This window comes from Thiohalophilus sp., from assembly GCF_046483665.1.
GTDB lineage: Bacteria > Pseudomonadota > Gammaproteobacteria > UBA6429 > Thiohalophilaceae > Thiohalophilus.
This window is the reverse complement of record NZ_JAWOCR010000016.1, coordinates 1-22,993: the sequence shown is the minus strand read 5'-3', so window position 1 is coordinate 22,993 and position 22,993 is coordinate 1. Positions and strand designations below refer to the sequence as shown.

Below are 22,993 nucleotides of genomic sequence, written 5' to 3'. Positions count from 1 at the left end.
TTTGGTAAGGGTAAATTGGCCGTCACAGGGATTCGACAGTCCCGGGAGAAAGTCCACCGATGTCAGCAACTCGTCTTTCTATCAGTGGCATGAGCTGTGCCGGCTGCGTCGCCAGTGTCGAACAGGCACTGCAGGCGGTGCCCGGTGTCGAGCAGGCCGAGGTCAATTTCGCCGAACATACCGCCACGATTGAAGGAGATGTAAGTGCTGACAAACTGGTAGAGGCGGTAAAACAGGCCGGTTATGACGCGGCCGAGATGAAAGGGCAGAATGCCGAGGTCGACAAGGAAGCGGCCGAGATGGCCCACTATCGCCGCCTGTTGCGCAAGACCGCCGTAGCGGCGGTGCTCGGAGTACCGCTGGTGATTGGCGATATGGGCGGACTGCTGCCCGCGCTGGACACCGAGCTCGGTCAGCCGATCTGGCTGCTGCTGGGCCTGCTTACTCTCGGAGTCATGCTCTACGCCGGCGGTCATTTTTTCACCGGCGCCTGGAAAGCCTTTCGGGGGCACAACGCCAACATGGACACCCTGATCGCCCTGGGTACGGGTGCCGCCTGGGTTTATTCCATGGTGGTGGTGCTGTTTCCCGATACCGTCCCGACGCTCGCCCGGCACGCCTATTTTGAGGCGGCGGTGGTCATCATCGCCCTGGTGAATCTGGGCGGGGCGCTGGAGATGCGTGCCCGGGGCAAGACCTCCGAGGCGATTCGCCGGCTCATCGGCCTGCAGCCAAGGACCGCACGGGTGGTGCGCGACGGCCAGGAGCAGGATATCGCCATCGACGAGGTTGGTCTGGGCGAGACGCTGCGTATCCGCCCCGGCGAGCGCATCCCGGTGGACGGCGACATTATCGATGGCCATTCCAGCGTCGACGAGTCGATGCTTACCGGCGAGCCGCTGCCCGTGTCCAAAAAGGTGGGCGACGAGGTGGCGGCGGGCACCATAAACGTCAGTGGCACCTTCCTGTTCCAGTCCAAACGGATCGGTGCCGATACCGTGCTGGCGCAGATTATCGAGATGGTGCGCCGCGCCCAGTCCAGCAAACCGGCCATCGGTCGCCTGGCCGACAAAGTCGCGGCGGTCTTCGTGCCGGCGGTCCTGCTGGTGGCGGTGGCCACCTTTCTGATCTGGTTCAATCTTGGCGGCGAGGTGCTGTTGAGCCATGCCATCGTCGCCACCGTGACTGTATTGATCATCGCCTGTCCCTGCGCCCTGGGTCTGGCCACGCCCATTTCCATCATGGTCGGCGTGGGCAAGGCCGCCGAATACGGCATCCTGATTCGCAACGGTGAGGCCCTGCAACAGGCGGGCAAACTGGAGGCGATTGTCCTGGACAAGACCGGGACCGTGACAGTCGGGCGCCCGGGCGTGACCCAGCTGGTGCCTGCATCCGACACCAGTGAGGAGCAATTGCTGCAACTGGCTGCCAGCCTGGAGCAGGGATCCGAACACCCGCTGGCCCATGCCATCGTCGAGGCGGCAAAACAGCGCGAGATCACCTTGTTCGACGTCCGGCAGTTCGAGGCAATCACCGGACAGGGAGTGAGCGCCCGGCTTGACGACGTGCCGTGTTATCTGGGCAATGCGCGTCTGATGCAAAGCCAGGGCATCGATATGAGCGAGCTGCAGGAGCGGGCGCAACAACTGGCCGGGCAGGCACAAACGCCCATGTACCTGGCCCGGGGAGAGCAGCTGGTGGGCATCATCGCTGTAGCCGATCCGGTCAAAGACGATTCGAGTGCCGCGGTTCGGCGTCTGCAACAGCTGGGACTCAAGGTGATCATGCTTACCGGCGACAGCGAGGCGACAGCGCATGCGGTCGCCCGCCAGGTGGGGATCGATGAAGTGATCGCCGGGGTACTGCCACAGGACAAGAACCGGCACATCGAACAACTGCAGCAACGCGGCGAGGTGGTGGCCATGGTCGGCGATGGCATCAACGATGCCCCGGCGCTGGCCCAGGCCGATGTGGGCTTTGCCATCGGCAGCGGCACCGACGTGGCAATCGAAAGCGCCGACGTGACCCTGATGCGCGGCTCCCTGCACGGCGTGGCTGACGCCATCGCGATCTCTCATGCCACCCTGCGCAATATCAAGCAGAACCTGTTCGGTGCCTTTATCTATAACAGCCTGGGCATTCCCATCGCCGCCGGGATTCTCTATCCAATCATGGGAGTCATGCTTAATCCGATGATCGCCGGCGCGGCTATGGCCATGTCCTCGGTCACCGTGGTGAGTAATGCCAATCGTCTGCGCTGGTTCAAATCGGGAGCCCGCTCATGATCTGGCTGGTGAATCTTCTGGGGCTGGTACTGATGCTGGCGATCGTCTGGTGGTTCTGGCTGGCCAAACCTCCCGGCGTGCAACGCCGTGGTGACAGCGACCGGGTTGATATTCTGGTCGAGGATGGCGTTTATACCCCCTCGCGCATCGAAGTCCCCGCCAGGCAGCCGATCACCCTGCGCTTTTTACGCAAGGACCCCAGCCCCTGCGCCGAACAGGTGATCTTTCCCGACTTCGACATCAGTGCCGAACTGCCGGTGGATGAATACAAGGAAGTTACCCTCACGCCACAGGAACAAGGCGAATACGACTTCACCTGCCAGATGCAAATGTACCGTGGTACGCTCGTCGTCATATGACGACGAAGGGCCGAGGGCCAAGTTACGAGTGACGAGGAAAACATTTTAACTGTAGGAGCGCTCCGGCGCGACCAGGGGTAGGGTGCGTTCCACGCACCGTCATTCTGGAGTCTCGAGCAGGGCGTGAAATAAGGAAAAAACAAACCACGAAGACGCGAAGACACGAAGAAAATATTATTTATAACTTCGAGGCTTCGTGTCTTCGTGGTTAAAATATTTATACAGGCACATCAGAAAATGAATATGTTTCAGAAAAAATATTATTCCCCGAGGCATTTTTCCTCGTCACTCGTAACTCGTCCCTCGGTCCTGTTCTTATGAGCTGGTGGGGCAAGGTCGTTGGCGGGGCGTTCGGTTTCATGCTGGGCGGGCCGCTGGGTGCATTACTGGGAGCGGTGCTGGGTCATCAGTTCGACAAGGGGCTGCGTCTGCAGGATCAGCTCGGCGGGCCGTTTCGCCAGGGTGATCAGGAACGGGTACAGATGGCGTTTTTCACGGCACTGTTCTCTACCATGGGCCACGTGGCCAAGGCCGACGGGCGGGTGAGCCAAAACGAGATCGAAATGGCCCGCGGGGTTATGCAGCAGATGCGTCTCGACGAACAGCAGAAGCGCGCCGCGATCGACCTGTTCAATCAGGGCAAGCAGACCGACTTTGATCTGGATGGCGTGCTGGAACAGTTCCGCCAGGAAGCCCGCCGGCGTCGCACGGTACTGCAGATGTTCATGGAGATCCTGATCCATGCCGCCTACGCTGATGGCGTCATGCATCCTGCCGAACAGAACGTGTTGCGGCATATCGGCCAGCGGCTGGGCTTCAGCGGCAGTGCGTTCGAACAATTGCTTGGCCTGGTTCAGGCCCAGCGGCAGTTCCATCAGCAGCATGCCGGTGCAGGTGGTGGGGCCCGGGCAGGGCGTTCATCGGCCGAGCAGTTAAAGCAGGCCTATGAACTGCTGGGCGTGACTGACAGTGCCAGTGACAGCGAGATCAAAAAGGCCTATCGACGGCAGATGAACCAGCACCACCCGGACAAGCTCGTGGCCCGGGGCATGCCGGAGGAGATGGTCAAGATCGCCAATGAAAAGGCCCAGGAGATCAAGGAAGCCTACGAGTTGATCAAAAAATCACGTGAAAATTGAAAAGCCTGCATAACGTTTGTGAAATAAAAGCAAACCACCAAGACACAAAGACACGAAGAAGAATAATTATTAAGACCTTTGGCTTCTTTGTGCCCTTTGCGTCCTCTGTGGTCAGACCGGCCAGTAGGCCGGACTGAGCGTAGCGGTGTCCGGCACAACAGAGATGCCCGATACCGCTGCGCTACATCGGGCCTACCTGGCTATTTCGGCTGAACGAGAAACATCAACATCTTAACCACGAATACTCGATGGCTCGAAGTATTCAAATATTTATTTTCTTCGTGTCTTGGTGTCTTCGTGGTTAAGCCCTTAATGTTTCAGGTTCAGCCGAAGTAGCGCCCGCCGCTGGCAATGGCCACGGTAATGATCCCCAGTAGCGTATTGAGCCCCACCAGCATCCGGATTTGTCCGAGCTTCTGGCCACCAGTCGGCCAGTCCTGGCTGAGCACAGCCTGTTTCAGTCGCCGGTAAGGGGCAAAGAAGACATGCAGGTAGATCAGGATCATGATGATGCCGATACCGTTCATCAGATGGATAAAGATCGGGGCATTGGCAAACCCGCCATACAGGCTGAACAGCATCCAGTAGCCGGTCAGCGGCAACAGGATGACAGATGCCCAGACCCAGGGGAAAAATTTGCCAAAGGTGCCGACCCACAGGGTCAGCCGAATCGGCGGCTCCAGCTGTGTGGCGGCCACTGGCCGCAGACACATGTAGGCAAAGAACATCCCGCCGACCCAGATAACGGCGGAGAGCAGGTGCAGGGCGATCAGGATACTGTTCATATTCATCGTTTAGACCTCGTTATTTAAATTTTTTTAGTGCAGAGGCACTGCAAAGTGCACAATGTTGAATTTTAAATGATGGGATTGCATTTAATTCAAAACTCAAAATTTAACATTCAAAATTATCGTGCCACTTCCTCCCCCGGTGCATGACGGTCGATCCAGCTATAGACCCGCTTGACCAGGGTATCGGCTCGCCCGTTGAAGAAATGATCCGCGCCTTCGATTTCCACCTGGCGGTAGTTGTCGTTGCCGGACCGGGCGGCGCCCGTGGCGCGCTGTTTCACCGAGGCCAGGACCCCGTCCAGATCCTGGCTGCCATACAGATCGAGTACCGGAATGGTGATCTTTTCCAGATTACTGGCGTTGTCCATGATATCCACGTTGCTCTGATTCATACCGATGCCGACAAAGGCCCGGATCGGATGGTCAGGGTTATCGGCCAGGTAATGGGTGCTCATCGCCGCGCCCATGCTATGGGCGAGAATGACGATGTTTTCGATCCCCTGTTCCCGCAGATAGTCGATGGCGGCGTTAAAACGCGGGGTCACCTCCTCGAACAACGGTTCATAGTCCCGGGCGTCGGCCTGGTTTTCGAGAATCGGCATCTGGATCGAGAGGGTCGTCCAGCCATGGTCGGGCAGCCGGCTGCGCAGCGGATGGATGACCTCCGGCCAGTTGGGATGGGCGCCGATGCCGTGTACCACGATGGCGGCCCCCCGGGCTTCTTCGGTGGTGTGTTCGGTGGCCAGTGCCAGCATCGGCTCCCCGCCGGGTTCCAGCCAGAGGGCCTCGCCCACCATCAAGGAGTCGACGATCTGATCTGCCCAGCGCTGTTCCTTGGCCTTGTCGGAGGCTGCCACGGGCGCGCCGGCCAGCGCGAGGCTGATGAATAAAGCGATAGACAAGTTGCGCATTGTAATCCCTTGTAATCAAAGAGGCTTTTGTTCGCTCGCTCGCCAGGGGGCAACGCCTGGTGGAGTTCAAATCCGCATTCATATTGCCACAAAAGGCTGAAAAATCCGATCCGATCAGGTAAAGTCTGCGGTTCATTTTTCAGCAGGTCGTGCCACGGCAGGGCCGGCGACACTTTACCTGTAACCCAACATATAACCAAGCGAAGAGGCGAAACCATGGCCGATTATCAAATTGCCCCGTCCATCCTGTCCGCGGATTTTGCCCGCCTGGGCGAAGAAGTAGACAACGTACTGAAAGCTGGTGCGGACATTGTCCATTTCGATGTCATGGATAACCACTATGTGCCGAATCTGACCATTGGCCCGCTGGTTTGCGAGGCGCTGCGCAAGCATGGGGTCACCGCTCCTATCGACGTGCATCTGATGGTCAAGCCGGTGGATCGCATCATTCCCGACTTCGCCGAGGCCGGTGCCACTTATATTACCTTCCATCCGGAAGCGTCCGATCATATCGACCGCACGCTGCAGCTGGTGCGTGACAGCGGCTGCAAGTCCGGCCTGGTGTTCAACCCGGCCACCCCGCTGGACTATCTGCAATACGTTATGGACAAGGTCGACATGATACTGCTGATGTCGGTCAACCCCGGCTTCGGTGGCCAGTCCTTCATCCCGGCCACCCTCGACAAGCTGCGCGAGGCGCGCAAACTGATCGACGAATCCGGACGTGACATTCGCCTGGAAATCGACGGCGGTGTGAAGGCCGATAATATCCAGGAAATCGCCGCCGCCGGCGCCGATACCTTCGTCTCCGGTTCCGGCATCTTCGGCAAGGGCCAGGATTCCGATCCGAATCGCTACGACTCCATCCTCAAAACAATGCGGGATGAGCTGGCCAGGGCGGGTAAGTAAACCTGACGCCTTCGCGTCTTTGCGTTGAGACTTTTATATGTTGCGAAAACCGGAAATGGTCTTGATCGATGTGGATGGAACGCTGGTGGACAGTGTGCCGGATCTGGCCTGGTGCGTGGACGAGATGATGAAACAGCTTGGCATGCCGGAGCATGGTGAGGCGAAAGTCCGCGAGTGGGTTGGTAATGGTGTCGAGCGCCTGGTTCGTCGGGCCCTGACGGGGCAGCTCGAGGGTGAGCCGGATGACGCCCTGTTCGAAAAGGCCTACCCGATTTTTCTAAACCTGTATGCCGACAATACCAGCAAGCGCAGCCAGCTGTATCCCGGCGTCAAAGAGGGGGTGGCCTGGCTCAAGCAGGCCGGCTACCGGCTGGGGTGCGTGACCAACAAGGCGGAACAGTTCACCGTACCGCTGCTCAAAACGCTCGGGGTCTATGATGATTTCGAGATCGTGGTCAGCGGTGACACTCTGGCGAAGAAAAAACCGGATCCTCTGCCGCTGCTGCACGTGGCCGGGTTTTTCGGCATCAAGCCGGAGCAGTCACTGATGATCGGCGATTCGATCAGCGACGTCACTGCCGCGCGGGCCGCCGGTTTTCAGATTGTCTGTATGAGCTATGGCTATAACCACGGCATCGACATCCGCGAGGCCAATCCCGACGCAGTGATCGACTCCATGGCTGAACTGCCCGATTTGCTCAAACAGGCGGCGCGTGGCGCGGCCTGATTCTGACTGTGACCTGAAGATGAAACGTCCGATAAACATTACCACTAACCGATGGCGCCACTGGTGAGGTAGTGACAGCGGTTTTTGGTATATGATGGCAACTCTTCAGGTGACAGTATATGAACGAGACACAATTTCAGGCGTACGCCAATCAGGGCTATAATCGCGTCCCGCTGGTGCGGGAGGTGCTGGCCGATCTCGACACTCCCTTAAGTACCTATATCAAGCTGGCGGACGGACCCTACAGCTACCTGTTCGAATCGGTGCAGGGGGGCGAGAAATGGGGCCGTTATTCCATCATTGGTCTGCCCTGCCAGACGGTCCTGCGTATTCACGGCCACGACATTCGTCTTTACCACAACAGCGAGATCATTGAACAGGAACAGGCGGACGATCCGTTGGCCTGGATCGAAGCCTTTTATGCCCGCTACCGGGTCCTCGAAGACGATCGCTTGCCGCGCTTCAATGGCGGCCTGGTCGGTTACTTTGGTTACGACACGATTCGCTACATCGAACCGCGACTGGCAAACTGCCCCAACGACGATGCACTGCAACTGCCGGATATCCTGCTGATGGTCTCCGACGAGATCGTGGTGTTTGATAATCTTTCCGGCAAGTTATATGTCGTGATCTACGTCGACCCGGACCAGAATAATGCTTATCGACAGGGACAGGAACGGCTGGATCAGTTGATCGCCCGCTTGCAGGAAACTCCGCCACGGCCGCCGAAAACGCGCTCGCTGAAGATCAATGAAGACGATTTTGTTTCCGGCTTCACACAGCAAGGCTTCGAGTCAGCGGTTACGAGGGCCAAGCAGTACATTGTCGACGGGGATGTGATGCAGGTGGTACTGTCGCAGCGCCTGTCGATTCCCTACGAGGCGCAGCCGCTGGATCTGTATCGTGCCCTGCGCAGCCTCAATCCCTCGCCCTACATGTTCTATCTGGATCTGGATGATTTTCACATCGTTGGTTCCTCGCCGGAGATCCTGGTGCGGGTGGAAGACGAGACGGTTACCGTGCGCCCGATTGCCGGCACCCGGCCGCGGGGCAGGAGCGACGAAGAAGATCGGGCCCTGGAAGCCGAATTGCTGGCCGATCCCAAGGAGCGGGCCGAACACCTGATGTTGATCGATCTGGGGCGCAACGATGTCGGGCGTATTGCCGAAACCGGCAGCGTCCAGGTGACCGAAAACATGGCCGTGGAACGTTATTCGCACGTCATGCATATCGTCTCCAATGTTACCGGCAAGATCCAGGCGGGCATGTCCAACATGGACGTGTTGCGCGCCACCTTCCCGGCCGGCACCGTCTCCGGTGCACCCAAGATTCGCGCCATGGAGATCATCGACGAACTTGAACCGGTCAAGCGCGGTGTCTACGCCGGCGCGGTGGGCTACCTTTCCTGGTCCGGCAATATGGATACTGCCATTGCCATCCGCACTGCCGTGATCAAGGACAAACAACTGCACATCCAGGCCGGCGCCGGCATCGTCCACGATTCTGTCCCGCGCAACGAATGGGACGAAACCATGAACAAAGGCCGCGCCATATTCCGCGCCGTGGCCCTGGCCGAAGCCGGCCTGGACGGTACGCACCGTTAGGCTGGTATATTTAACGCGGAGGACGCAGAGTCGCGGAGAAAATCAGTAATGCAAAGGAGTTGCATATGCACGAAAATGACCTTGCTGGAGAAATAATCGGTGCAGCAATAGAGGTGCATCGGATACTTGGCCCGGGACTGCTGGAATCGGCGTATCATGAATACCTGAAACATGAATTCCGGATTCGAGGTATCGGATATGAGTCGGAGCTTCCAATTCCCCTGGTATACAAGGGTATCGTGGTTGATCAGGTTTATAGAGCTGACTTTATGGTAGATAACAAGGTGGTTATCGAATTGAAATCGCTAGAGGAAATTAAAGATATACATAAATCTCAGGTTCTAACCTATTTAAGACTGACAGGCAGGAAACTGGGGTTGCTTATTAATTTCAGGACGTCATTGATTAAGAACGGTATATATCGTGTTGCAAATAAATTGTAGTTCTCCGCGTCTCCGCGCCTCCGCGTCCTCTGCGTTTTTCGCAGGGAGTATCTTATGTTGTTGATGATAGACAATTACGATTCGTTTACCTACAACCTGGTCCAGTATTTCGGGGAGCTGGGTGTGGAGGTGCAGGTTTATCGTAATGATCAAATTGCGCTGGACAAGATTGCCCAGTTGAAACCGGAATACCTGGTGATCTCCCCGGGCCCCTGTACGCCGAACGAGGCCGGGGTGTCGGTGGAGGCGATTTGCCGGTTTGCCGGCAAGCTGCCTATCCTGGGTGTTTGTCTGGGGCATCAGGCGATCGGCCAGGCTTTCGGGGGCAAGGTGGTGCATGCCGGCAGCATCATGCACGGCAAGACCTCGATGATCCACCATCACGATATCGGGGTTTTCAAAGGGCTGGACAATCCGCTGGAAGCGACCCGCTATCATTCGCTGGTTATCGATAAAAACTCATTGCCCGATTGCCTTGAAATCACCGCCTGGACCCGGCAGGACAATGGCGAGCTGGATGAGATCATGGGCGTGCGACACAAAGAGATGACCATCGAGGGGATTCAGTTCCACCCCGAATCAATTCTGACCGAACACGGTCATGATATGTTGCGAAATTTTCTGGAACAGAACCGGTAAGCGTGGCCTGCAGTCCAGAGCAAGAATCTGCCGGGCTGATACAGGATTGTTGTGGAAGGGGCTTTTAGCTGCGATATATTCCTTTAGCAGAGGCCGGTCGCCGATGGAATCGCCTCCCACAGGAAAAGAACCGGTAAGCGTGGTGTGTACAGACTCAAGGTTGATCCTTGGATTAACAGGTTCTAGTTGCTAGTCACTGGTATCTAGCTCCTCTTGAATTACTGGTTACCCGCGACGGTGTAAACGAACCAGACAAGCAAAAGAAAACAATAAACCAGGAGGCATCAGATGGATATGCCAACGGCAATCAAAGCGGTGACCGAGAACCGCGATCTGAGCGGCGAGGAAATGACCCAGGTGATGCGGCAGATCATGACCGGGGAGGCGACCCAGGCACAGATCGGTGGCTTCCTGGTGGGATTGCGCATGAAGGGCGAGACGGTAGACGAGATCGCTGCGGCCGCCGGTGTGATGCGGGAGCTGGCAACCCGGGTTTCGGTACAGGGCGAGCATCTGGTTGATACCTGCGGGACCGGCGGTGATGCGGCCAGTACCTTTAATATCTCCACCGCCAGTGCTTTTGTAGTGGCGGCTGCCGGCGGGCAGGTAGCCAAGCACGGTAATCGCTCGGTTTCCAGCCGCTGCGGCAGCGCCGATGTTCTGGAAACGGCGGGGGTGAATCTGGAACTGAGCCCCGGGCAGGTAGCACGCTGTGTTGATGACATCGGGGTGGGTTTCATGTTCGCGCCCCTGCATCACAGTGCCATGAAGCATGCGATTGGGCCGCGCCGCGAAATGGGGGTCCGCACGATTTTCAATATCCTGGGTCCATTGACCAATCCGGCCGGGGCGCCTTGTCAGGTGCTCGGAGTTTTCTCCGATCGACTGCTGATACCTCTGGCCGAGGTACTGAAGAAACTGGGCAGTAAACATGTGCTGGTGGTACACGCCGAAGACGGCATGGACGAGATCAGCACTGGCGCACCGACCCACGTGGCGGAGTTGAAAGACGGGAAGATCAGTAGCTATAGCATCACCCCGGAACAGTTCGGCCTGCCGCGCACGGATGTGGCCAGGCTGAAAGTGACGACTGCCGAAGAATCGTTGGCGATAATCAAAAACCTGTTCAACAACCAGCCTGGCCCGGCCCGGGATATTGTCCAGCTCAACGCCGGCGCGGCGATCTATGCCGCCGATCTGGTATCCAGTCTGGAGGCCGGCGTCAAACGCGCGGCCGAAGTGATTGCCGATGGGTCTGCCGCCGCCAGGCTCGACGAACTGGTGAAATTGTCCAAATCATTTTGAGATAAAGCTTTAACCCAGAGGCGCAGAGAAACGCAGAGATATAAAGCAATGATTAATTTCGAGTTTTTAATTTTGAATTAAAAAGCTATGGCCTTAATTCATCATTTAAAACTTAACATTCAAAATTATATTCTCGTTGTCTGTTCCTCTGCGGTAAAACTGAATTTCCAGGAACCTGTAATATCGTGACAAATACTCCCGACATTCTGAAAAAAATCATCGAGCGCAAGCGGCAGGAGGTGGCCGAACGCCAGGCAATCATTCCGTTGTCGGAACAGCAACAGCGCGCGGGGGACGGGTCACCGGTACGGGGCTTTGTTCAGGCAATCGAACAGCGTCTGGCGAACCACCGGCCGGCGGTGATCGCCGAGATTAAAAAAGCCTCGCCCAGCAAGGGCGTGATGCGCGATCCGTTCATGCCCGCCGAGATCGCCGGGTCTTACGAGCAGGGCGGTGCGGCCTGTCTGTCGGTGTTGACCGATGTGGATTTTTTCCAGGGCAGTGATGACTACCTGCAACAGGCACGTAATGCCTGTGCCCTGCCGGTATTGCGCAAGGATTTCATGATCGACCCGTATCAGGTCTATGAGGCACGAGCGATCGGTGCCGATTGCATCTTGCTGATTGTTGCCGTGCTTGACGATACACAGATGCGCGCGCTGCATGACCTGGCCCGCCAGCTGGGCATGGCTGTACTGGTAGAAGTGCATGATGCCAAAGAACTACAGCGGGCCCTGAAACTTGAAACACCGCTGATCGGAATTAATAATCGCGATCTGCGGACCTTCGGAACGCGACTGGAAACGACGCTTGAACTGCTGGATTCGATCCCCGACGATCGTCTCGTCGTCACCGAAAGCGGCGTTCACACCCCGGACGACGTCAAACTCCTGCGCGATAACCACGTCCATACCTTCCTCGTCGGCGAAGCCTTCATGGTCGTCGACGATCCCGGTGCCCGGCTCAAGGCCCTGTTCGAGTAAATAGATGGTTCTGTGGAAATAAAACGCAGAGGTGCGGAGAAAATAATTTTGTGGAGTTATAGCTGTATCGCAGCTTTGGTTTCAAAAATCGGGCAGTGATTTGCTGTTGGGATAAAGGTATTTTCGGGACCAATACGCGCTGTCACGTAGAAGTAAAAAGTTAACTGCGATCAAATCGAAATATAAAACAGAAAACTCTGCGGCTCCGCGCCTCTGCGATCTCCGCGTTATTTTCCAGCAACCCTGAAAAGTGGCACTTAGCGGGTGCCGAAGACGACGATAGTCTTGCCCTTGACGTAGATTAGCCCCTGCTCTTCCATGGTCTTGAGTACGCGACCGACCATTTCGCGGGAGCAGCCGACGATGCGGCCGACTTCCTGGCGGGTGATGCGGATCTGCATGCCGTCGGGGTGGGTCATGGCATCGGGTTGCTTGCACAGATCCAGCAGGGTGCGGGCGACGCGGCCGGTGACATCCATAAAGGCCAGGTCGCTGACCTTGCGACTGGTGTCGCGCAGACGGGTGGCCATCTGGCGGGCCATGGCGAACAGAATGTCCGGGTGTTCCTGGTACAGCTGACGGAATTTGGCATAGCTGATCTCGGCGACTTCGCAGGTAGTGCGGGCGCGGACCCAGGCGCTGCGGTTGCGCTCCTCGTCAAACAGGCCCATTTCGCCGAAGAAATCGCCCTTGTTGAGATAGGCCAACACGATCTCCCGGCCTTCCTCATCTTCAATCAGAACCGAAACCGAGCCGTCCACAATATAGTAGAGAACTTCAGAATCGTCCTCGGCATAGATGATGACGCTTTTGGCAGGGTACTGGCGCCGGTGGCAATGCTCCAGGAAGCGATCCAGCGTGGGAATGCCCGTATTTTCAACCTTGGCCTGAACCATGCTTTTCCTTATATAGTCTGCTGACGTCGGTTCCCGCCTATGGTATACCAATAAAAGGTATTTACAATAGAGCCGGCGGTTTTCCTCGTCGATTTGAGAATGCCGTCACCTGCCGGGATGCTGAAGCGGCAGAGGTTTTGCAGTCGCCGACCGGGTTACAGGCAATACCGGCCGGTTCTACACAGTGTGATTCGGGAGGATGACAGCCAAATGAAAGCGCGGATTAAATGGGTCCAGGATGCCACTTTTGTCGGGGAGTCGGGCAGCGGTCATGCGGTGGTGATGGATGGTCCGCCGGAACATGGCGGTCGCAATCTCGGCATTCGCCCCATGGAAATGCTGCTGCTGGGCATGGGCGGTTGTACCAGCTTTGACGTGATCAATATTCTGAAAAAATCCCGCCAGCCGGTTCGCGACTGCTTTGCCGAGCTGTATGCCGAACGGGCCGAAACAGAACCGAAGGTTTTTACTCACATCCATGTCCATTTTGTTATTACCGGCAAAGGACTCAGTGAGAAACATGTCAAACGGGCCGTGGAACTGTCGGCCGGGAAATACTGCTCGGCTTCAATTATGCTTGCCAACGGTGGCGTTGAAATCAGCCATGACTACGAAGTACTCGAACCGGAAGATGAATGATCGCAACGCTAACTGAATTGAACCCCAAGGAATAATTTTTATGGCTGACTTCCCTGGCCTCGTGCACAGTTATTATCAGGCCTGGTTCCGTTTTCACCCCGAGACCGCGGTAGACCTGGGTGTACGTGGTTTTGAATCGCAACTGATGCCGTTTGCCGACGATGATATCGGTGCCCTGAAGGCGTTGAATGAAAAACTGATCGACGCGCTCGATGAAATCAATATCTCGGCGTTGACTGCTGCACAGGTGATTGATCGGGAAGTGATGTACGGCGCTGCTGTTATCGAATCATCCGAACTGATTGAGCATGACTGGCGTTACCGGGATCCGGCGCGTTATCTGCCGATCCATGCTATCTATCAATTAACACTGCACGACCTCAAATTAAACAAACAGCACTTGCAAAACCGGCTGCAGGCCATCCCGCGCCATTTGCGTAACGCACAGTCCAATCTGCAGAGTGAACCCGAGGCGATACCGTCCCTGTGGCTGGAGGCCGCGCATACCGAGGCCGTGCAGGGTGCGGGCTATCTGCGCAGCCTGCGCAAGCACCCGGTCTTTATCCAGCACAGGCTCAACGCGGAACTGGAACAGGCCGCGCATGCTGTTGACGAGTTTGCCCATTTCATGGAGAACGAACTGCAGTCGAAGGCGGCGGGGGATTTTGCCTGTGGTACAGCCCGGTTTGAACGCCTGTTACATCATCGCCATGCCCTGCCGGTGAGTGCGCGGCAGTTGCACGCTCTGGGCGAGCGATTGTTTGCCGAGACGTTAGCCGAACTGAAGGCCACAACCCTCGAGTTGCAGGGGGACGAGGATATCCGGCAATTAACGAAAAAGATTCAGTCCAGTCACCCCGCAGCGGAAGAACTGTTGGAACAATACCGACTGAACATGCAGGCCGCACAGACCTTTGTTGCCGAGCAAGACCTGGTCAGCCTGCCGGGCAAAGAATCGCTGAAGGTGGTTGAGACGCCGACCTTTTTGCGTCATGAAATTCCCTTTGCTGCCTATATGGAACCCCCGTTTAACGATCCGGAGCAACAGGGCTATTACTATGTCACCCCGGTCGAGAATCTGCCGGCGCTGGGTGAGCACAACCGGGTCAGTTTGCGTCATACCTGCGTGCATGAAGCCTGGCCCGGTCATCACTTGCAATTTGTCACCGCCAACCGGGGCTATCGTTCGAGTAGCTTGCCGCGCCTGGTCAATCCATCAGCGACACTGTATGAAGGCTGGGCGCTTTATTGCGAGCAGTTAATGCAGGAACAGGGTTTCCTCGACACGCCGGAGTCGCGTTTCGTTTTGCTCAAGGACCGGCTGTGGCGCGCATTGCGCATCATGCTGGATGTGGAGTTGCACACCCGGGGTCTTTCGATCGCGCAAGCGGCAGAGCGGATGGAGCAGTGGCTGGGTTTCACGCGCGAACAGGCGCTGGCTGATCTGGGCTGGTATACCCACGCACCGACCGTGCCCATGGGATACGCCACCGGCTGGGCCCTGATTAACGAGACTCGCGATCGATTATCGCAGCTGGAGAGCCCCTTTGAGCTCAAATCCTTCCACGATCGACTGCTGGCGGAAGGGTCCATCGGTCTGCCGTATGTAATCCGCAGCCAGTTCGGCAGGCCGGTCTGGGACAGCGTCCAACGCAGTATCTTCACCGAACCGGCAACCGAAAAGGACGTCTGAACGGTTGCCGGCTGGCTACTGACTGATTTGACACCATAATCGATGCAGCCGGGGCGTATCGGCTCAGGGACAAAAACGCCTGACGACCCTGTGTGGTTGGTTTAAAATGGTTGTTTTTCCCGATCGCGCCCATAAGGAGAATGTGATGAAACGTCCCGTTGCCACTGCCGGTTTGCGTCATGTCGCCCTGTATGTCCGGGAATTCGACGCCTGCGAGCGGTTCTATGTAGAGCTGCTCGGGATGCGCGAGGAGTGGCGACCGGACCCCGCCAACCTTTATCTCACCTCGGGCAACGATAACCTCGCCTTGCATCGCAGCGAGGAGGACTTCGATGGACCGCAACACCTGGATCACATCGGTTTCATCCTCGATATGCCCGAAGCGGTGGATGAATGGTACGCATTCCTGCTCGCCAATGAGGTATTAATGCGCACCAAACCCAAGACCCACCGCGACGGTGCCCGCAGTTTCTATTGCTATGATCCGGACGGCAACGTGGTACAGATGATCTATCACCCGCCACTGGCAAAAGCGTAATGAGAGGTAAGCTGTTGGATAAAAAACACAGCAGAAAGATTCGTCTGATGGGGTTTAATAACCTCACCAAAACTCTGAGTTTCAATATCTACGATGTCAACTATGCCGATACGGCCGAGCAACAGGCGGCCTATATCGAGTATATCGATGAAGAGTACAATGCCGAGCGCCTGACCGGTATCCTCACCGAGGTCAGTAACATCATTGGTGCCAATGTCCTCAACGTGGCGCGTCAGGACTATGACCCGATGGGCGCCAGCGTGACCATGCTGATCTCCGAAGAGCCGGTCATTCCGGAAGAAGATCTCGACACCAATGCGGCCCCGGGTCCGTTGCCCGAATCGGTTGTCGGGCATCTCGACAAGAGCCACATTACCGTGCACACCTATCCGGAGAGCCACCCCGATAACGGCATCAGCACTTTTCGTGCGGATATCGATGTCTCCACTTGCGGGCGCATCTCACCTCTGCGCGCATTGAACTATCTGATTCACAGCTTCGAGTCGGACATCGTGATCATGGATTACCGCGTGCGTGGCTTCACCCGTGATGTGCGCGGCAAGAAACATTACATCGATCATAAGATCAACTCGATCCAGAACTTCCTTGCCAAGGATACCAAGAACCTCTACCAGATGGTGGACGTGAACATGTACCAGGAAAACATCTTTCATACCAAGATGATTCTCAAAGAGTTCGACCTGGACAATTATCTGTTTGACGTCAACGCCAGAGACCTGCCCGAAAACAAACGCAAACAATTGCATCAGCGCCTGCAAAAAGAGATGCTGGAAATCTTCTACGCCCAGAACATGCCTAAACTTTCCAAGTAAGGGACGAGGTACGAGGGACGAGTAACGAGGAAGATCAAAACCCGCCCCCCCTCATTCGTAATTCCGATATAAATAAATTAACCACGAAGGCTCGAAGACACGAAGTTTTTAGTCTTTAATCCTTCGAGTCTTGGCGTCTTGGTGTTTTGCTTTTAAATCCAATAGGTGGTGCGGGTCATGATCTTCGAGGTCAGCTGCATGAGCTTTTTGACGGGGAAGGGCAGTTCGGCGCCGCCGGCCTGCAGGGCGGTGGTGGCGTGGTGGCCTTCGTCTTCTTTCATTTGTTCCAGAATGGCGCGGGACTTGGCGTCGCGCTCATCCAGTTGTTCAAGATGACTGTCGAGGTGCCGCACCACCTGGTGCTCGGTTTCGGCAACGAAGCCGAGGCTCCATTTGTCACCGGCCAGGCCGGCCAGGGCGCCGATACTTACCGAACCGGCATACCACAGCGGGTTGAGATAGCTCTTGTGCCCGCCCAGCTGGTTGATGCGTGATTCGCACCAGGCCAGGTGATCGTTTTCCTCCAGCGCGGCGCGCTCCATCTTGTCGCGCACTTCCGGCAGCCGGGCGGTCAGTGCCTGGCCCTGGTACAGCCCCTGGGCCGAGACCTCGCCGGCATGGTTGATCCGCATGAGCCGCGCAGCGAGAACTTTCTGCTTCTCATCCTGTTCCGCCTCCCCGACCGCCTCAGCCGGATTGGCGCGTTCGGTCACCATCGGCCGGCCAACCAGTGTGCGCAGGCCGAGATCGACATTCATCAGAAAATGATCCACCGGGCTGTAATGACGTTGTTCCATACTAATTAAGATACCCCAGATTGACGAGAATAAAAACCCACCGCAGAGGCGCAAAGACGCAAAGGTCGCAGAGAGGCATTAATTTTAATTCAAGATAGTAGCGCTTGCGGAAACGGCTCGGGCGATTTGGGTCAGATTTGCTCCGGTTGTGATGTTTGGTTCTATACCTTCAATAGTCTTGTGCTGTATATGTCTTGCTCACAAACAGGGTGCAGGTAACAGCATAGTCCGAACGAACAGTTTTATTTAAAAGTTTTGCGTTCTCTGCGCCTTTGCGCCTCTGCGTTGAGAAGTAATAATTTAAAAATAGTAACCCAGGCTGATGTAACTGATGTTGTAGTCTTCATTGTCGCTGAGCAGGGTGTATTCCAGCTCCAGGGTATGCCCGTTGTCCAGCGGATAGCCATAACCGATGCCCCAGGTCAGGCCATTGCCGTTGCGTTCGGCTTCGGTGTCGTAGCGTACCTGCCAGTCGATGTAGCCGGCCTTGAGCTTGAGATAATGACGCTGGCCGAGATGCAGGGTGGTGTAGAGCGCGTGGTTGTCCATCTCCCACTCTTTGCGAATGGTCGAAGTGTCGCCTTCGATCACCGAGGTATTGATCTCCAGTTGCAGTCCGAGATCGGCGTACTGGCCACGTAACAGGCTGCCGCCTATGGTCAATCCCAGGTTCATTGCCGGATCATAAGCCGGGTCCTCATGCTGCAGGGTACCGAGTTTTACCGAGAAATGGTCTTTGTCTCTGGCTGTCGCCGAAGTCGTCACGGCCACCAGTAACAGTAACCAGAGGTATTGTCGTCGATGAATCATGTCGGGGCCTCGATATATTCCCGTAACAGGGTGAGTGGATGGATGACCGGAATAAAATTGTGCTGTTCGACCAGCCCCGATTGCAAATGCAGGGCACAGCCGATGTTGGTCGTGACAATGCGATCGGGGGGCTGGTCTTTAATGCTTGCCAGCTTGTTTGCGCGCAGTTGATCGGCAAAGGCGGGATAGCGCAGCAGATAACTGCCGGCGGCGCCACAGCAGGTGGTGTTGTCCCCCAACGGCATGACCTGCAGGCCGGGAATGTGGGCCAGCAGCGGGTAGATGTCGCCACTGGAACGCAGCACATTCTGCGCGCTGCAGGGTTCATGCACGGCCACGGTTTCATCCCCGGCGCGAATCCGCAGCGAGTCGGGCCAGGGCTGTTCCGCGATAAAGCTGACCGCATCGCGTACCGGTACAGGCAGGGCCGCCTCCAGAAGCTGGCTGGCGCAGCCGGAGGCGGTGACGATGATCGCCTCGAAGTCGCCGGCGAAAGCGCCACGGTTGAGCGTCGCCAGCTGTTCAGCCTGTGCGTGCTGTCCGCCATGGGCGTGCAGGGCGCCGCAGCATTGTTGCGCGGCGGGAACGCTCACCTCAAAACCGAAATAGCGTAGTACCGCGATGGTATCGCTCAGGGTCCGGCTGTCGACGGCCGCGCTGACGCAGCCTGTGAACAGGGCGACCCGGCCTCGCTTTTGGCTTGTAGCCGGGTAGTGGGACGCGAGGGAGCGGGGCCAGGGCAGCCGTGGCAGGCTCAGTCCCCGGCGCAACAGGACCGGGCCCCGGCCCGGTCCCAGGCGACGGCCCAGCTCGGCCAGCCCGCTGCGCTGACTCAAGACGATCAGTCGGGCAAGAGTCCGCAACCAGGCGGGACGGGTGACCAGGGCCAGTCCCAGCCGTACCGCGCGTGCGGGGCGGCGATTCTGTTCCAGCAGTTGCTGGCCCAGGTCGAACAGCCGGCCATATTCCACGCCCGAGGGACAAACCCGCTCACAGCGGCGACACAGCAGGCAGTGGTCAATATGCGCACGCAGTCTGGGTGCGGCCTCCAGCTGGCCGTTGGCCAGCGCCTGCAGCAGGGCGATACGCCCGCGCGGGGACTCGTTTTCGGTCAGTTCGGCCTGATAGGTCGGGCAATGGGGCAGACACAGCCCGCACTTGACGCACTGATCGGCCAGCTGATCGATCTGTCGGGAAAGAGACGGGGAGTCAAAATCGTCGGGCTGCATGGTCCGGCAAGTCTACCCTGTTCCGGCATCCGGTTTCAGCCCGATGTATGACATAATCTTAAATAACAGGGACGGGTTACGAGAGACGGGGAAGATCAAAATCCTGGTTCCCTGCACGGCTGGAGCGGCTGCGCCGCGATAGACCTTGCCGTGCGGGCAGGGTCGTCGCCGATGAAATCGCCTCCCACAAAGCAAGGGGCTGTTTTAGTATTGTGGGAGGGGCTTTCAGCCGCGACACTCGATCGGGCTGCACGGTCTTTCACGCCGGAGGCGCTCCTGCCGTTTTCGGCCATGACGGTTTTCCTCGTAACTCGTAACTATTCCCCTGGCGATGAGGAGTTGTTTATGTCCTTTTACAAGCACCATGTCTTTTTCTGCGTCAATCAGCGTGAAGAGGGCGAAACCTGCTGCGCCAACTTCGGCGCCCAGAAACTGCGCGACTACGCCAAGCAGCGGGTCAAGGATCTCGGCCTGCACGGCAAGGGCGAGATCCGCATCAACAACGCCGGCTGCCTGGACCGCTGCGAGGAAGGCCCGGTGATCGTCGTCTATCCCGACGAGATCTGGTACACCTACGTCGACGAGGAAGATATTGACGAGATCATCGAGGAACATCTGCTGAACGGCAGAGTCGTGGAGCGGTTAAAAATATAGAAAGCAAAGTCGGCAGTCGGCAGTTCGTAGTCGGAAATCGGAAATCGGAAATCGGAAATCGGAAATCGGAAATCGGAAATCGGAAATCGGAAATCGGAAATCGAAAATCGAAAATCGTGAAATGGGATGGCAGGAGCAGCTGCGCCGCGATAGGCCTCGCTGTACGGCACGATCAGTCGCCGATGTAATCGCCTCCCACAAAGCCAGGTCATTGTGGGAGGGGCTTGACGTCCATATATGTACTAATGTCGCGGGAGGCAGGATGACCTGAGCAACGCGAAGTAATACTGAATGAAACCCGAAGGGGTTCTACAGTGAGCCGAGAGTGACCCAGCCGCGACAATCTATCGGGCTGTACGGTCTATCGCGCCGGAGGCGCTCCCGTAGTTTACGGTTATGAAGCTTTTCCTCGTCCCTCGTAACTCGTCCCTCGTCACTCCCCGAAGGGTAAGGATTATTCATGAGTCAAAATCAATTAATTGAAGGTCCGGTCGGAAAGCTGGAAGTGAAGGTCGAGGAACCCGATAACCCGGCCCCCGGCGGTGCGGTGGCGGTACTCTGCCATCCCCATCCGCTGCACGGTGGCACGCTGACCAACAAGGTGGTGCATATTCTCGCCGCGACCATGAACCGCCTGGGCGCGACAACGGTGCGCTTCAATTTCCGCGGCGTGGGGCGCTCGCAGGGCGAGTTCGACAATATGATCGGCGAGCTCGACGACCTGCGCGCCGTGGTCGAGTGGGTGCGGGAACAGTATCCCGGCGCGCCGCTGTGGCTGGGCGGCTTCTCCTTCGGCGCCCAGGTCGCGCTCAAAATGCACGCGCAGGTGGGGGCCGAGCGGCTGCTGGTCGCGGCGCCGCCCCTGTCCCTTTACGGCACCGATGATCTGCCCGGGATCGCGATCCCCTGGCTGGTCATCCAGGGCAGCGAGGATGAAGTCATCGACGCCGCCCGGGTCCGAGACTGGGTCGCCCGCCAGACCGACAACCCGCCCCGGCTCATCTGGCTCGACGGCGCCAGCCACTTCTTTCACGGGCGATTGAATGAGGTGCGGGAGGCGGTGATTGAGGAATGGCCGGCGCTGTCGCCAGCGGCGACAGCTCAGGGCCGAGGTACGAGGGACGAGTGACGAGGAAGATATTTACCACGAAGGCTCGAAGCCACGAAGAATTAAAATGTTCCGTGCCAGAGAGTGATGGTGCGTAAAACGTACCCTGCAAGATTAAGATATTTTCCTTGTCCTGATGTCCGGAGGTCACCGCAGGGCACGTCCCATGCACCGAATCCCTGAATTTTGAGGCAATCATCCCGGCGCACAGCCGGGATCCAGTCCCTCTGGTCACAACTCGCCGTCCTGGATTCCGGCGTTCGCCGGAATGACAATCTGACTCAGAACTCAGAACTCAGAACTCAGAACTCAGAACTCAGCCCCCCCCATCCCTATGATTTATGAGGTATTTCCCGGCTAAAAAAATCAGAAATCGGGCTTGATCCCTGATTAGAGTTCCGTTATATTAGCAAACACTGAAATACAGTTTTTAGACTCCTCCATCCTCCTTATGGTGGTATTTGTGGCGCGGTTCCCCCCTTTACCGCGCCTTTTTTTTGTCCGTAAAAAATAGCCCGTCCGCACGGCGGCTCTTGTCAGGGGCCCCCGATTTCTGTAAGATTCCGCCTCTTTTTTGCAGTAGTTTAATAACTTAAGGCTCGAGTCGATGAAAACCTTTAGCGCCAAGCCGGAAACCGTGAAACGCGACTGGTATGTGATTGATGCGACAGACAAAGTTCTGGGTCGCGTCGCTACCGAGATCGCCCGCCGCCTGCGCGGCAAGCACAAGCCGGAATACACCCCGCACGTGGACACCGGTGACTATATTATTGTCATTAACGCCGACAAGATCGCGGTCACCGGACAGAAAGAGTGGGACAAGATGTACTACCACCACACCGGTTACCCGGGTGGCATCAAGTCCGTCTCCCTGGACAAGCAGCGCGCCAAGCATCCGGAACGGATTATCGAATCCGCCGTGCGCGGCATGCTGCCCAAAAACCCGCTGGGCCGGGCCATGTTCCGCAAACTCAAGGTCTATCGCGGCGCAGAACACAACCATGCGGCTCAACAGCCCAAGGCACTGGAACTCTAAGCAGGAAATATCATGGCAGATACTTACTACAGCACCGGCCGTCGCAAGAACTCCACCGCACGGGTCTACCTGACCCCCGGTAACGGCAGCATCAGCGTCAACAAGCGTCCCCTGGACGAATATTTTGGCCGTGAAACCGCCCGCATGGTGGTTCGCCAGCCGCTCGAGCTGACCGAGAACACCGGTACCTTCGATGTCAAAGTCTTCGTTCGCGGCGGCGGCAACACCGGGCAGGCCGGCGCCATTCGTCACGGCATTACCCGCGCCCTGATGAAATACGAAGAGACCCTGCGTCCCACGCTGCGCCGCGCCGGCTACGTCACCCGCGACGCCCGCGAAGTCGAACGCAAGAAAGTCGGTCTGCACAAGGCGCGTAAACGTCCTCAGTACTCCAAGCGTTAAAAACGCTGCGGCGTTTTTTACGCAGGGCCGAGTGACGAGGGACGAGTCACGAGGAAAAGCACGGACTTCAAGGAGGAAGGGGCATGGATGCGCTCGAGAGCCTGGATGTCTGGAAACGGGCCTGCCGGCTGTCAGTCAGGTTGTACCAGACCCTGGCGGACTGCCGGGAATACAGCTTCAAGGATCAAATCACGAGGGCGGCACTTTCCGTGCCCTCGAATATCGCCGAAGGCTATGAAAGGGAAACTGACCGCACCCGCGTT

General features: G+C 57.2%; 25 protein-coding genes. 19 read left to right on the top strand and 6 right to left on the bottom strand.

What is annotated here, in order from left to right; translation table 11 throughout:
* Window positions 1-59 precede the first annotated feature (59 nt).
* The 3 genes from R6U90_RS04395 (at window position 60) to djlA (ending at window position 3,783) form a co-directional block, all read left to right on the top strand.
* Entirely contained in the window at window positions 60-2,285 is a 2,226-nt protein-coding gene (locus tag R6U90_RS04395) for a heavy metal translocating P-type ATPase (protein WP_410351457.1), read from the top strand.
* Complete coding sequence (locus R6U90_RS04390) at window positions 2,282-2,644, top strand: cupredoxin domain-containing protein (protein ID WP_410351456.1); 363 nt, start codon at window positions 2,282-2,284, stop codon at window positions 2,642-2,644. Before R6U90_RS04395 ends, R6U90_RS04390 begins: the two co-directional genes overlap by 4 nt.
* Window positions 2,645-2,961: 317 nt before the next feature.
* A complete protein-coding gene (gene djlA / locus R6U90_RS04385; RefSeq protein ID WP_410351455.1) occupies window positions 2,962-3,783 on the top strand; it encodes a co-chaperone DjlA in 822 nt (273 codons plus the stop codon).
* 323 nt (window positions 3,784-4,106) lie between these two features.
* On the opposite strand, the gene R6U90_RS04380 is transcribed toward djlA, so the two are convergent.
* Both R6U90_RS04380 and R6U90_RS04375 read right to left on the bottom strand, forming a co-directional pair.
* On the bottom strand, window positions 4,107-4,574 hold the full coding sequence (locus R6U90_RS04380) for a CopD family protein (protein WP_410351454.1): 468 nt from the start codon (window positions 4,572-4,574) through the stop codon (window positions 4,107-4,109).
* A 116-nt stretch (window positions 4,575-4,690) separates the two neighbouring features.
* Window positions 4,691-5,485 carry an alpha/beta fold hydrolase gene (locus R6U90_RS04375; protein WP_410351453.1) on the bottom strand — a complete coding sequence of 265 codons (795 nt, stop codon included), beginning with the start codon at window positions 5,483-5,485 and terminating at the stop codon, window positions 4,691-4,693.
* Window positions 5,486-5,701: 216 nt separating this feature from the next.
* Here R6U90_RS04375 and rpe point away from each other — a divergent pair, with 216 nt between their 5' ends.
* The 7 genes from rpe to trpC all read left to right on the top strand — a co-directional run bounded on the left by rpe (window position 5,702) and on the right by trpC (window position 12,095).
* Complete coding sequence (rpe, locus tag R6U90_RS04370) at window positions 5,702-6,394, top strand: ribulose-phosphate 3-epimerase (RefSeq protein ID WP_410351451.1); 693 nt, start codon at window positions 5,702-5,704, stop codon at window positions 6,392-6,394.
* A 37-nt stretch (window positions 6,395-6,431) separates the two neighbouring features.
* On the top strand, window positions 6,432-7,121 hold the full coding sequence (locus R6U90_RS04365) for a phosphoglycolate phosphatase (protein WP_410351450.1): 690 nt from the start codon (window positions 6,432-6,434) through the stop codon (window positions 7,119-7,121).
* Between the two features lie 119 nt (window positions 7,122-7,240).
* The gene (gene trpE, locus R6U90_RS04360; protein WP_410351449.1) at window positions 7,241-8,725 is read left to right on the top strand and encodes an anthranilate synthase component I; all 1,485 of its coding nucleotides are present in this window, start codon (window positions 7,241-7,243) and stop codon (window positions 8,723-8,725) included.
* 65 nt (window positions 8,726-8,790) lie between these two features.
* On the top strand, window positions 8,791-9,168 hold the full coding sequence (locus R6U90_RS04355) for a GxxExxY protein (protein ID WP_410351448.1): 378 nt from the start codon (window positions 8,791-8,793) through the stop codon (window positions 9,166-9,168).
* 54 nt (window positions 9,169-9,222) lie between these two features.
* Window positions 9,223-9,807: an aminodeoxychorismate/anthranilate synthase component II gene (locus R6U90_RS04350; protein ID WP_410351447.1), complete on the top strand. Its 585-nt coding sequence runs from the start codon at window positions 9,223-9,225 to the stop codon at window positions 9,805-9,807.
* A 288-nt stretch (window positions 9,808-10,095) separates the two neighbouring features.
* Window positions 10,096-11,112 (top strand): anthranilate phosphoribosyltransferase, encoded by a 1,017-nt coding sequence (gene trpD, locus R6U90_RS04345; protein ID WP_410351446.1) that lies wholly within the window; start codon window positions 10,096-10,098, stop codon window positions 11,110-11,112.
* A 185-nt stretch (window positions 11,113-11,297) separates the two neighbouring features.
* Window positions 11,298-12,095, top strand: coding sequence for an indole-3-glycerol phosphate synthase TrpC (trpC, locus tag R6U90_RS04340; protein ID WP_410351445.1), 798 nt, complete (start codon window positions 11,298-11,300; stop codon window positions 12,093-12,095).
* Between the two features lie 257 nt (window positions 12,096-12,352).
* Here the strand turns inward: trpC and crp are convergent, their stop codons facing one another.
* A complete protein-coding gene (gene crp / locus R6U90_RS04335) occupies window positions 12,353-12,991 on the bottom strand; it encodes a cAMP-activated global transcriptional regulator CRP (RefSeq protein ID WP_410351444.1) in 639 nt (212 codons plus the stop codon).
* 210 nt (window positions 12,992-13,201) lie between these two features.
* Between crp and R6U90_RS04330 the strand changes: the two genes are divergently transcribed.
* The 4 genes from R6U90_RS04330 (at window position 13,202) to speD (ending at window position 16,694) form a co-directional block, all read left to right on the top strand.
* Window positions 13,202-13,630: an OsmC family protein gene (locus R6U90_RS04330; RefSeq protein ID WP_410351443.1), complete on the top strand. Its 429-nt coding sequence runs from the start codon at window positions 13,202-13,204 to the stop codon at window positions 13,628-13,630.
* A 40-nt stretch (window positions 13,631-13,670) separates the two neighbouring features.
* Complete coding sequence (locus tag R6U90_RS04325) at window positions 13,671-15,323, top strand: DUF885 domain-containing protein (protein WP_410351442.1); 1,653 nt, start codon at window positions 13,671-13,673, stop codon at window positions 15,321-15,323.
* Window positions 15,324-15,468: 145 nt separating this feature from the next.
* Window positions 15,469-15,861 (top strand): VOC family protein, encoded by a 393-nt coding sequence (locus R6U90_RS04320; RefSeq protein ID WP_410351441.1) that lies wholly within the window; start codon window positions 15,469-15,471, stop codon window positions 15,859-15,861.
* A 47-nt stretch (window positions 15,862-15,908) separates the two neighbouring features.
* Window positions 15,909-16,694 carry an adenosylmethionine decarboxylase gene (gene speD, locus R6U90_RS04315; RefSeq protein ID WP_410351440.1) on the top strand — a complete coding sequence of 262 codons (786 nt, stop codon included), beginning with the start codon at window positions 15,909-15,911 and terminating at the stop codon, window positions 16,692-16,694.
* A gap of 152 nt (window positions 16,695-16,846) precedes the next feature.
* Here speD and coq7 read toward each other — a convergent pair whose 3' ends face one another.
* From coq7 to R6U90_RS04300, 3 genes are all read right to left on the bottom strand, one after another.
* Window positions 16,847-17,491: a 2-polyprenyl-3-methyl-6-methoxy-1,4-benzoquinone monooxygenase gene (coq7, locus tag R6U90_RS04310; protein ID WP_410351438.1), complete on the bottom strand. Its 645-nt coding sequence runs from the start codon at window positions 17,489-17,491 to the stop codon at window positions 16,847-16,849.
* Window positions 17,492-17,791: 300 nt separating this feature from the next.
* Window positions 17,792-18,301, bottom strand: coding sequence for an outer membrane beta-barrel protein (locus R6U90_RS04305; protein ID WP_410351437.1), 510 nt, complete (start codon window positions 18,299-18,301; stop codon window positions 17,792-17,794).
* Window positions 18,298-19,530 (bottom strand): (Fe-S)-binding protein, encoded by a 1,233-nt coding sequence (locus R6U90_RS04300; protein ID WP_410351436.1) that lies wholly within the window; start codon window positions 19,528-19,530, stop codon window positions 18,298-18,300. The genes R6U90_RS04305 and R6U90_RS04300 overlap by 4 nt, the downstream gene beginning before the upstream one ends.
* A 345-nt stretch (window positions 19,531-19,875) precedes the next feature.
* Here R6U90_RS04300 and R6U90_RS04295 point away from each other — a divergent pair, with 345 nt between their 5' ends.
* From R6U90_RS04295 to R6U90_RS04275, 5 genes are all read left to right on the top strand, one after another.
* Window positions 19,876-20,184 carry a (2Fe-2S) ferredoxin domain-containing protein gene (locus R6U90_RS04295; protein WP_410351435.1) on the top strand — a complete coding sequence of 103 codons (309 nt, stop codon included), beginning with the start codon at window positions 19,876-19,878 and terminating at the stop codon, window positions 20,182-20,184.
* A 460-nt stretch (window positions 20,185-20,644) separates the two neighbouring features.
* The gene (locus tag R6U90_RS04290) at window positions 20,645-21,313 is read left to right on the top strand and encodes an alpha/beta hydrolase (RefSeq protein WP_410351434.1); all 669 of its coding nucleotides are present in this window, start codon (window positions 20,645-20,647) and stop codon (window positions 21,311-21,313) included.
* 586 nt (window positions 21,314-21,899) lie between these two features.
* Complete coding sequence (gene rplM / locus R6U90_RS04285; protein WP_410351433.1) at window positions 21,900-22,328, top strand: 50S ribosomal protein L13; 429 nt, start codon at window positions 21,900-21,902, stop codon at window positions 22,326-22,328.
* Window positions 22,329-22,340: 12 nt separating this feature from the next.
* Entirely contained in the window at window positions 22,341-22,730 is a 390-nt protein-coding gene (gene rpsI / locus R6U90_RS04280; protein ID WP_410351432.1) for a 30S ribosomal protein S9, read from the top strand.
* Window positions 22,731-22,813: 83 nt separating this feature from the next.
* Window positions 22,814-22,993 (top strand): four helix bundle protein (locus tag R6U90_RS04275; RefSeq protein ID WP_410351431.1); only part of this gene is annotated, 180 nt, incomplete at its 3' end.

Coding starts and splice junctions, on each gene's coding strand:
- R6U90_RS04395 (WP_410351457.1), top strand. CDS start 60: ATGTCAGCAACTCGTCTTTCTATCAGTGGCATGAGCTGTGCCGGCTGC.
- R6U90_RS04390 (WP_410351456.1), top strand. CDS start 2,282: ATGATCTGGCTGGTGAATCTTCTGGGGCTGGTACTGATGCTGGCGATC.
- djlA (WP_410351455.1), top strand. CDS start 2,962: ATGAGCTGGTGGGGCAAGGTCGTTGGCGGGGCGTTCGGTTTCATGCTG.
- R6U90_RS04380 (WP_410351454.1), bottom strand. CDS start 4,574: ATGAATATGAACAGTATCCTGATCGCCCTGCACCTGCTCTCCGCCGTT.
- R6U90_RS04375 (WP_410351453.1), bottom strand. CDS start 5,485: ATGCGCAACTTGTCTATCGCTTTATTCATCAGCCTCGCGCTGGCCGGC.
- rpe (WP_410351451.1), top strand. CDS start 5,702: ATGGCCGATTATCAAATTGCCCCGTCCATCCTGTCCGCGGATTTTGCC.
- R6U90_RS04365 (WP_410351450.1), top strand. CDS start 6,432: ATGTTGCGAAAACCGGAAATGGTCTTGATCGATGTGGATGGAACGCTG.
- trpE (WP_410351449.1), top strand. CDS start 7,241: ATGAACGAGACACAATTTCAGGCGTACGCCAATCAGGGCTATAATCGC.
- R6U90_RS04355 (WP_410351448.1), top strand. CDS start 8,791: ATGCACGAAAATGACCTTGCTGGAGAAATAATCGGTGCAGCAATAGAG.
- R6U90_RS04350 (WP_410351447.1), top strand. CDS start 9,223: ATGTTGTTGATGATAGACAATTACGATTCGTTTACCTACAACCTGGTC.
- trpD (WP_410351446.1), top strand. CDS start 10,096: ATGGATATGCCAACGGCAATCAAAGCGGTGACCGAGAACCGCGATCTG.
- crp (WP_410351444.1), bottom strand. CDS start 12,991: ATGGTTCAGGCCAAGGTTGAAAATACGGGCATTCCCACGCTGGATCGC.
- R6U90_RS04330 (WP_410351443.1), top strand. CDS start 13,202: ATGAAAGCGCGGATTAAATGGGTCCAGGATGCCACTTTTGTCGGGGAG.
- R6U90_RS04325 (WP_410351442.1), top strand. CDS start 13,671: ATGGCTGACTTCCCTGGCCTCGTGCACAGTTATTATCAGGCCTGGTTC.
- R6U90_RS04320 (WP_410351441.1), top strand. CDS start 15,469: ATGAAACGTCCCGTTGCCACTGCCGGTTTGCGTCATGTCGCCCTGTAT.
- speD (WP_410351440.1), top strand. CDS start 15,909: ATGGGGTTTAATAACCTCACCAAAACTCTGAGTTTCAATATCTACGAT.
- coq7 (WP_410351438.1), bottom strand. CDS start 17,491: ATGGAACAACGTCATTACAGCCCGGTGGATCATTTTCTGATGAATGTC.
- R6U90_RS04305 (WP_410351437.1), bottom strand. CDS start 18,301: ATGATTCATCGACGACAATACCTCTGGTTACTGTTACTGGTGGCCGTG.
- R6U90_RS04300 (WP_410351436.1), bottom strand. CDS start 19,530: ATGCAGCCCGACGATTTTGACTCCCCGTCTCTTTCCCGACAGATCGAT.
- R6U90_RS04295 (WP_410351435.1), top strand. CDS start 19,876: ATGTCCTTTTACAAGCACCATGTCTTTTTCTGCGTCAATCAGCGTGAA.
- R6U90_RS04290 (WP_410351434.1), top strand. CDS start 20,645: ATGAGTCAAAATCAATTAATTGAAGGTCCGGTCGGAAAGCTGGAAGTG.
- rplM (WP_410351433.1), top strand. CDS start 21,900: ATGAAAACCTTTAGCGCCAAGCCGGAAACCGTGAAACGCGACTGGTAT.
- rpsI (WP_410351432.1), top strand. CDS start 22,341: ATGGCAGATACTTACTACAGCACCGGCCGTCGCAAGAACTCCACCGCA.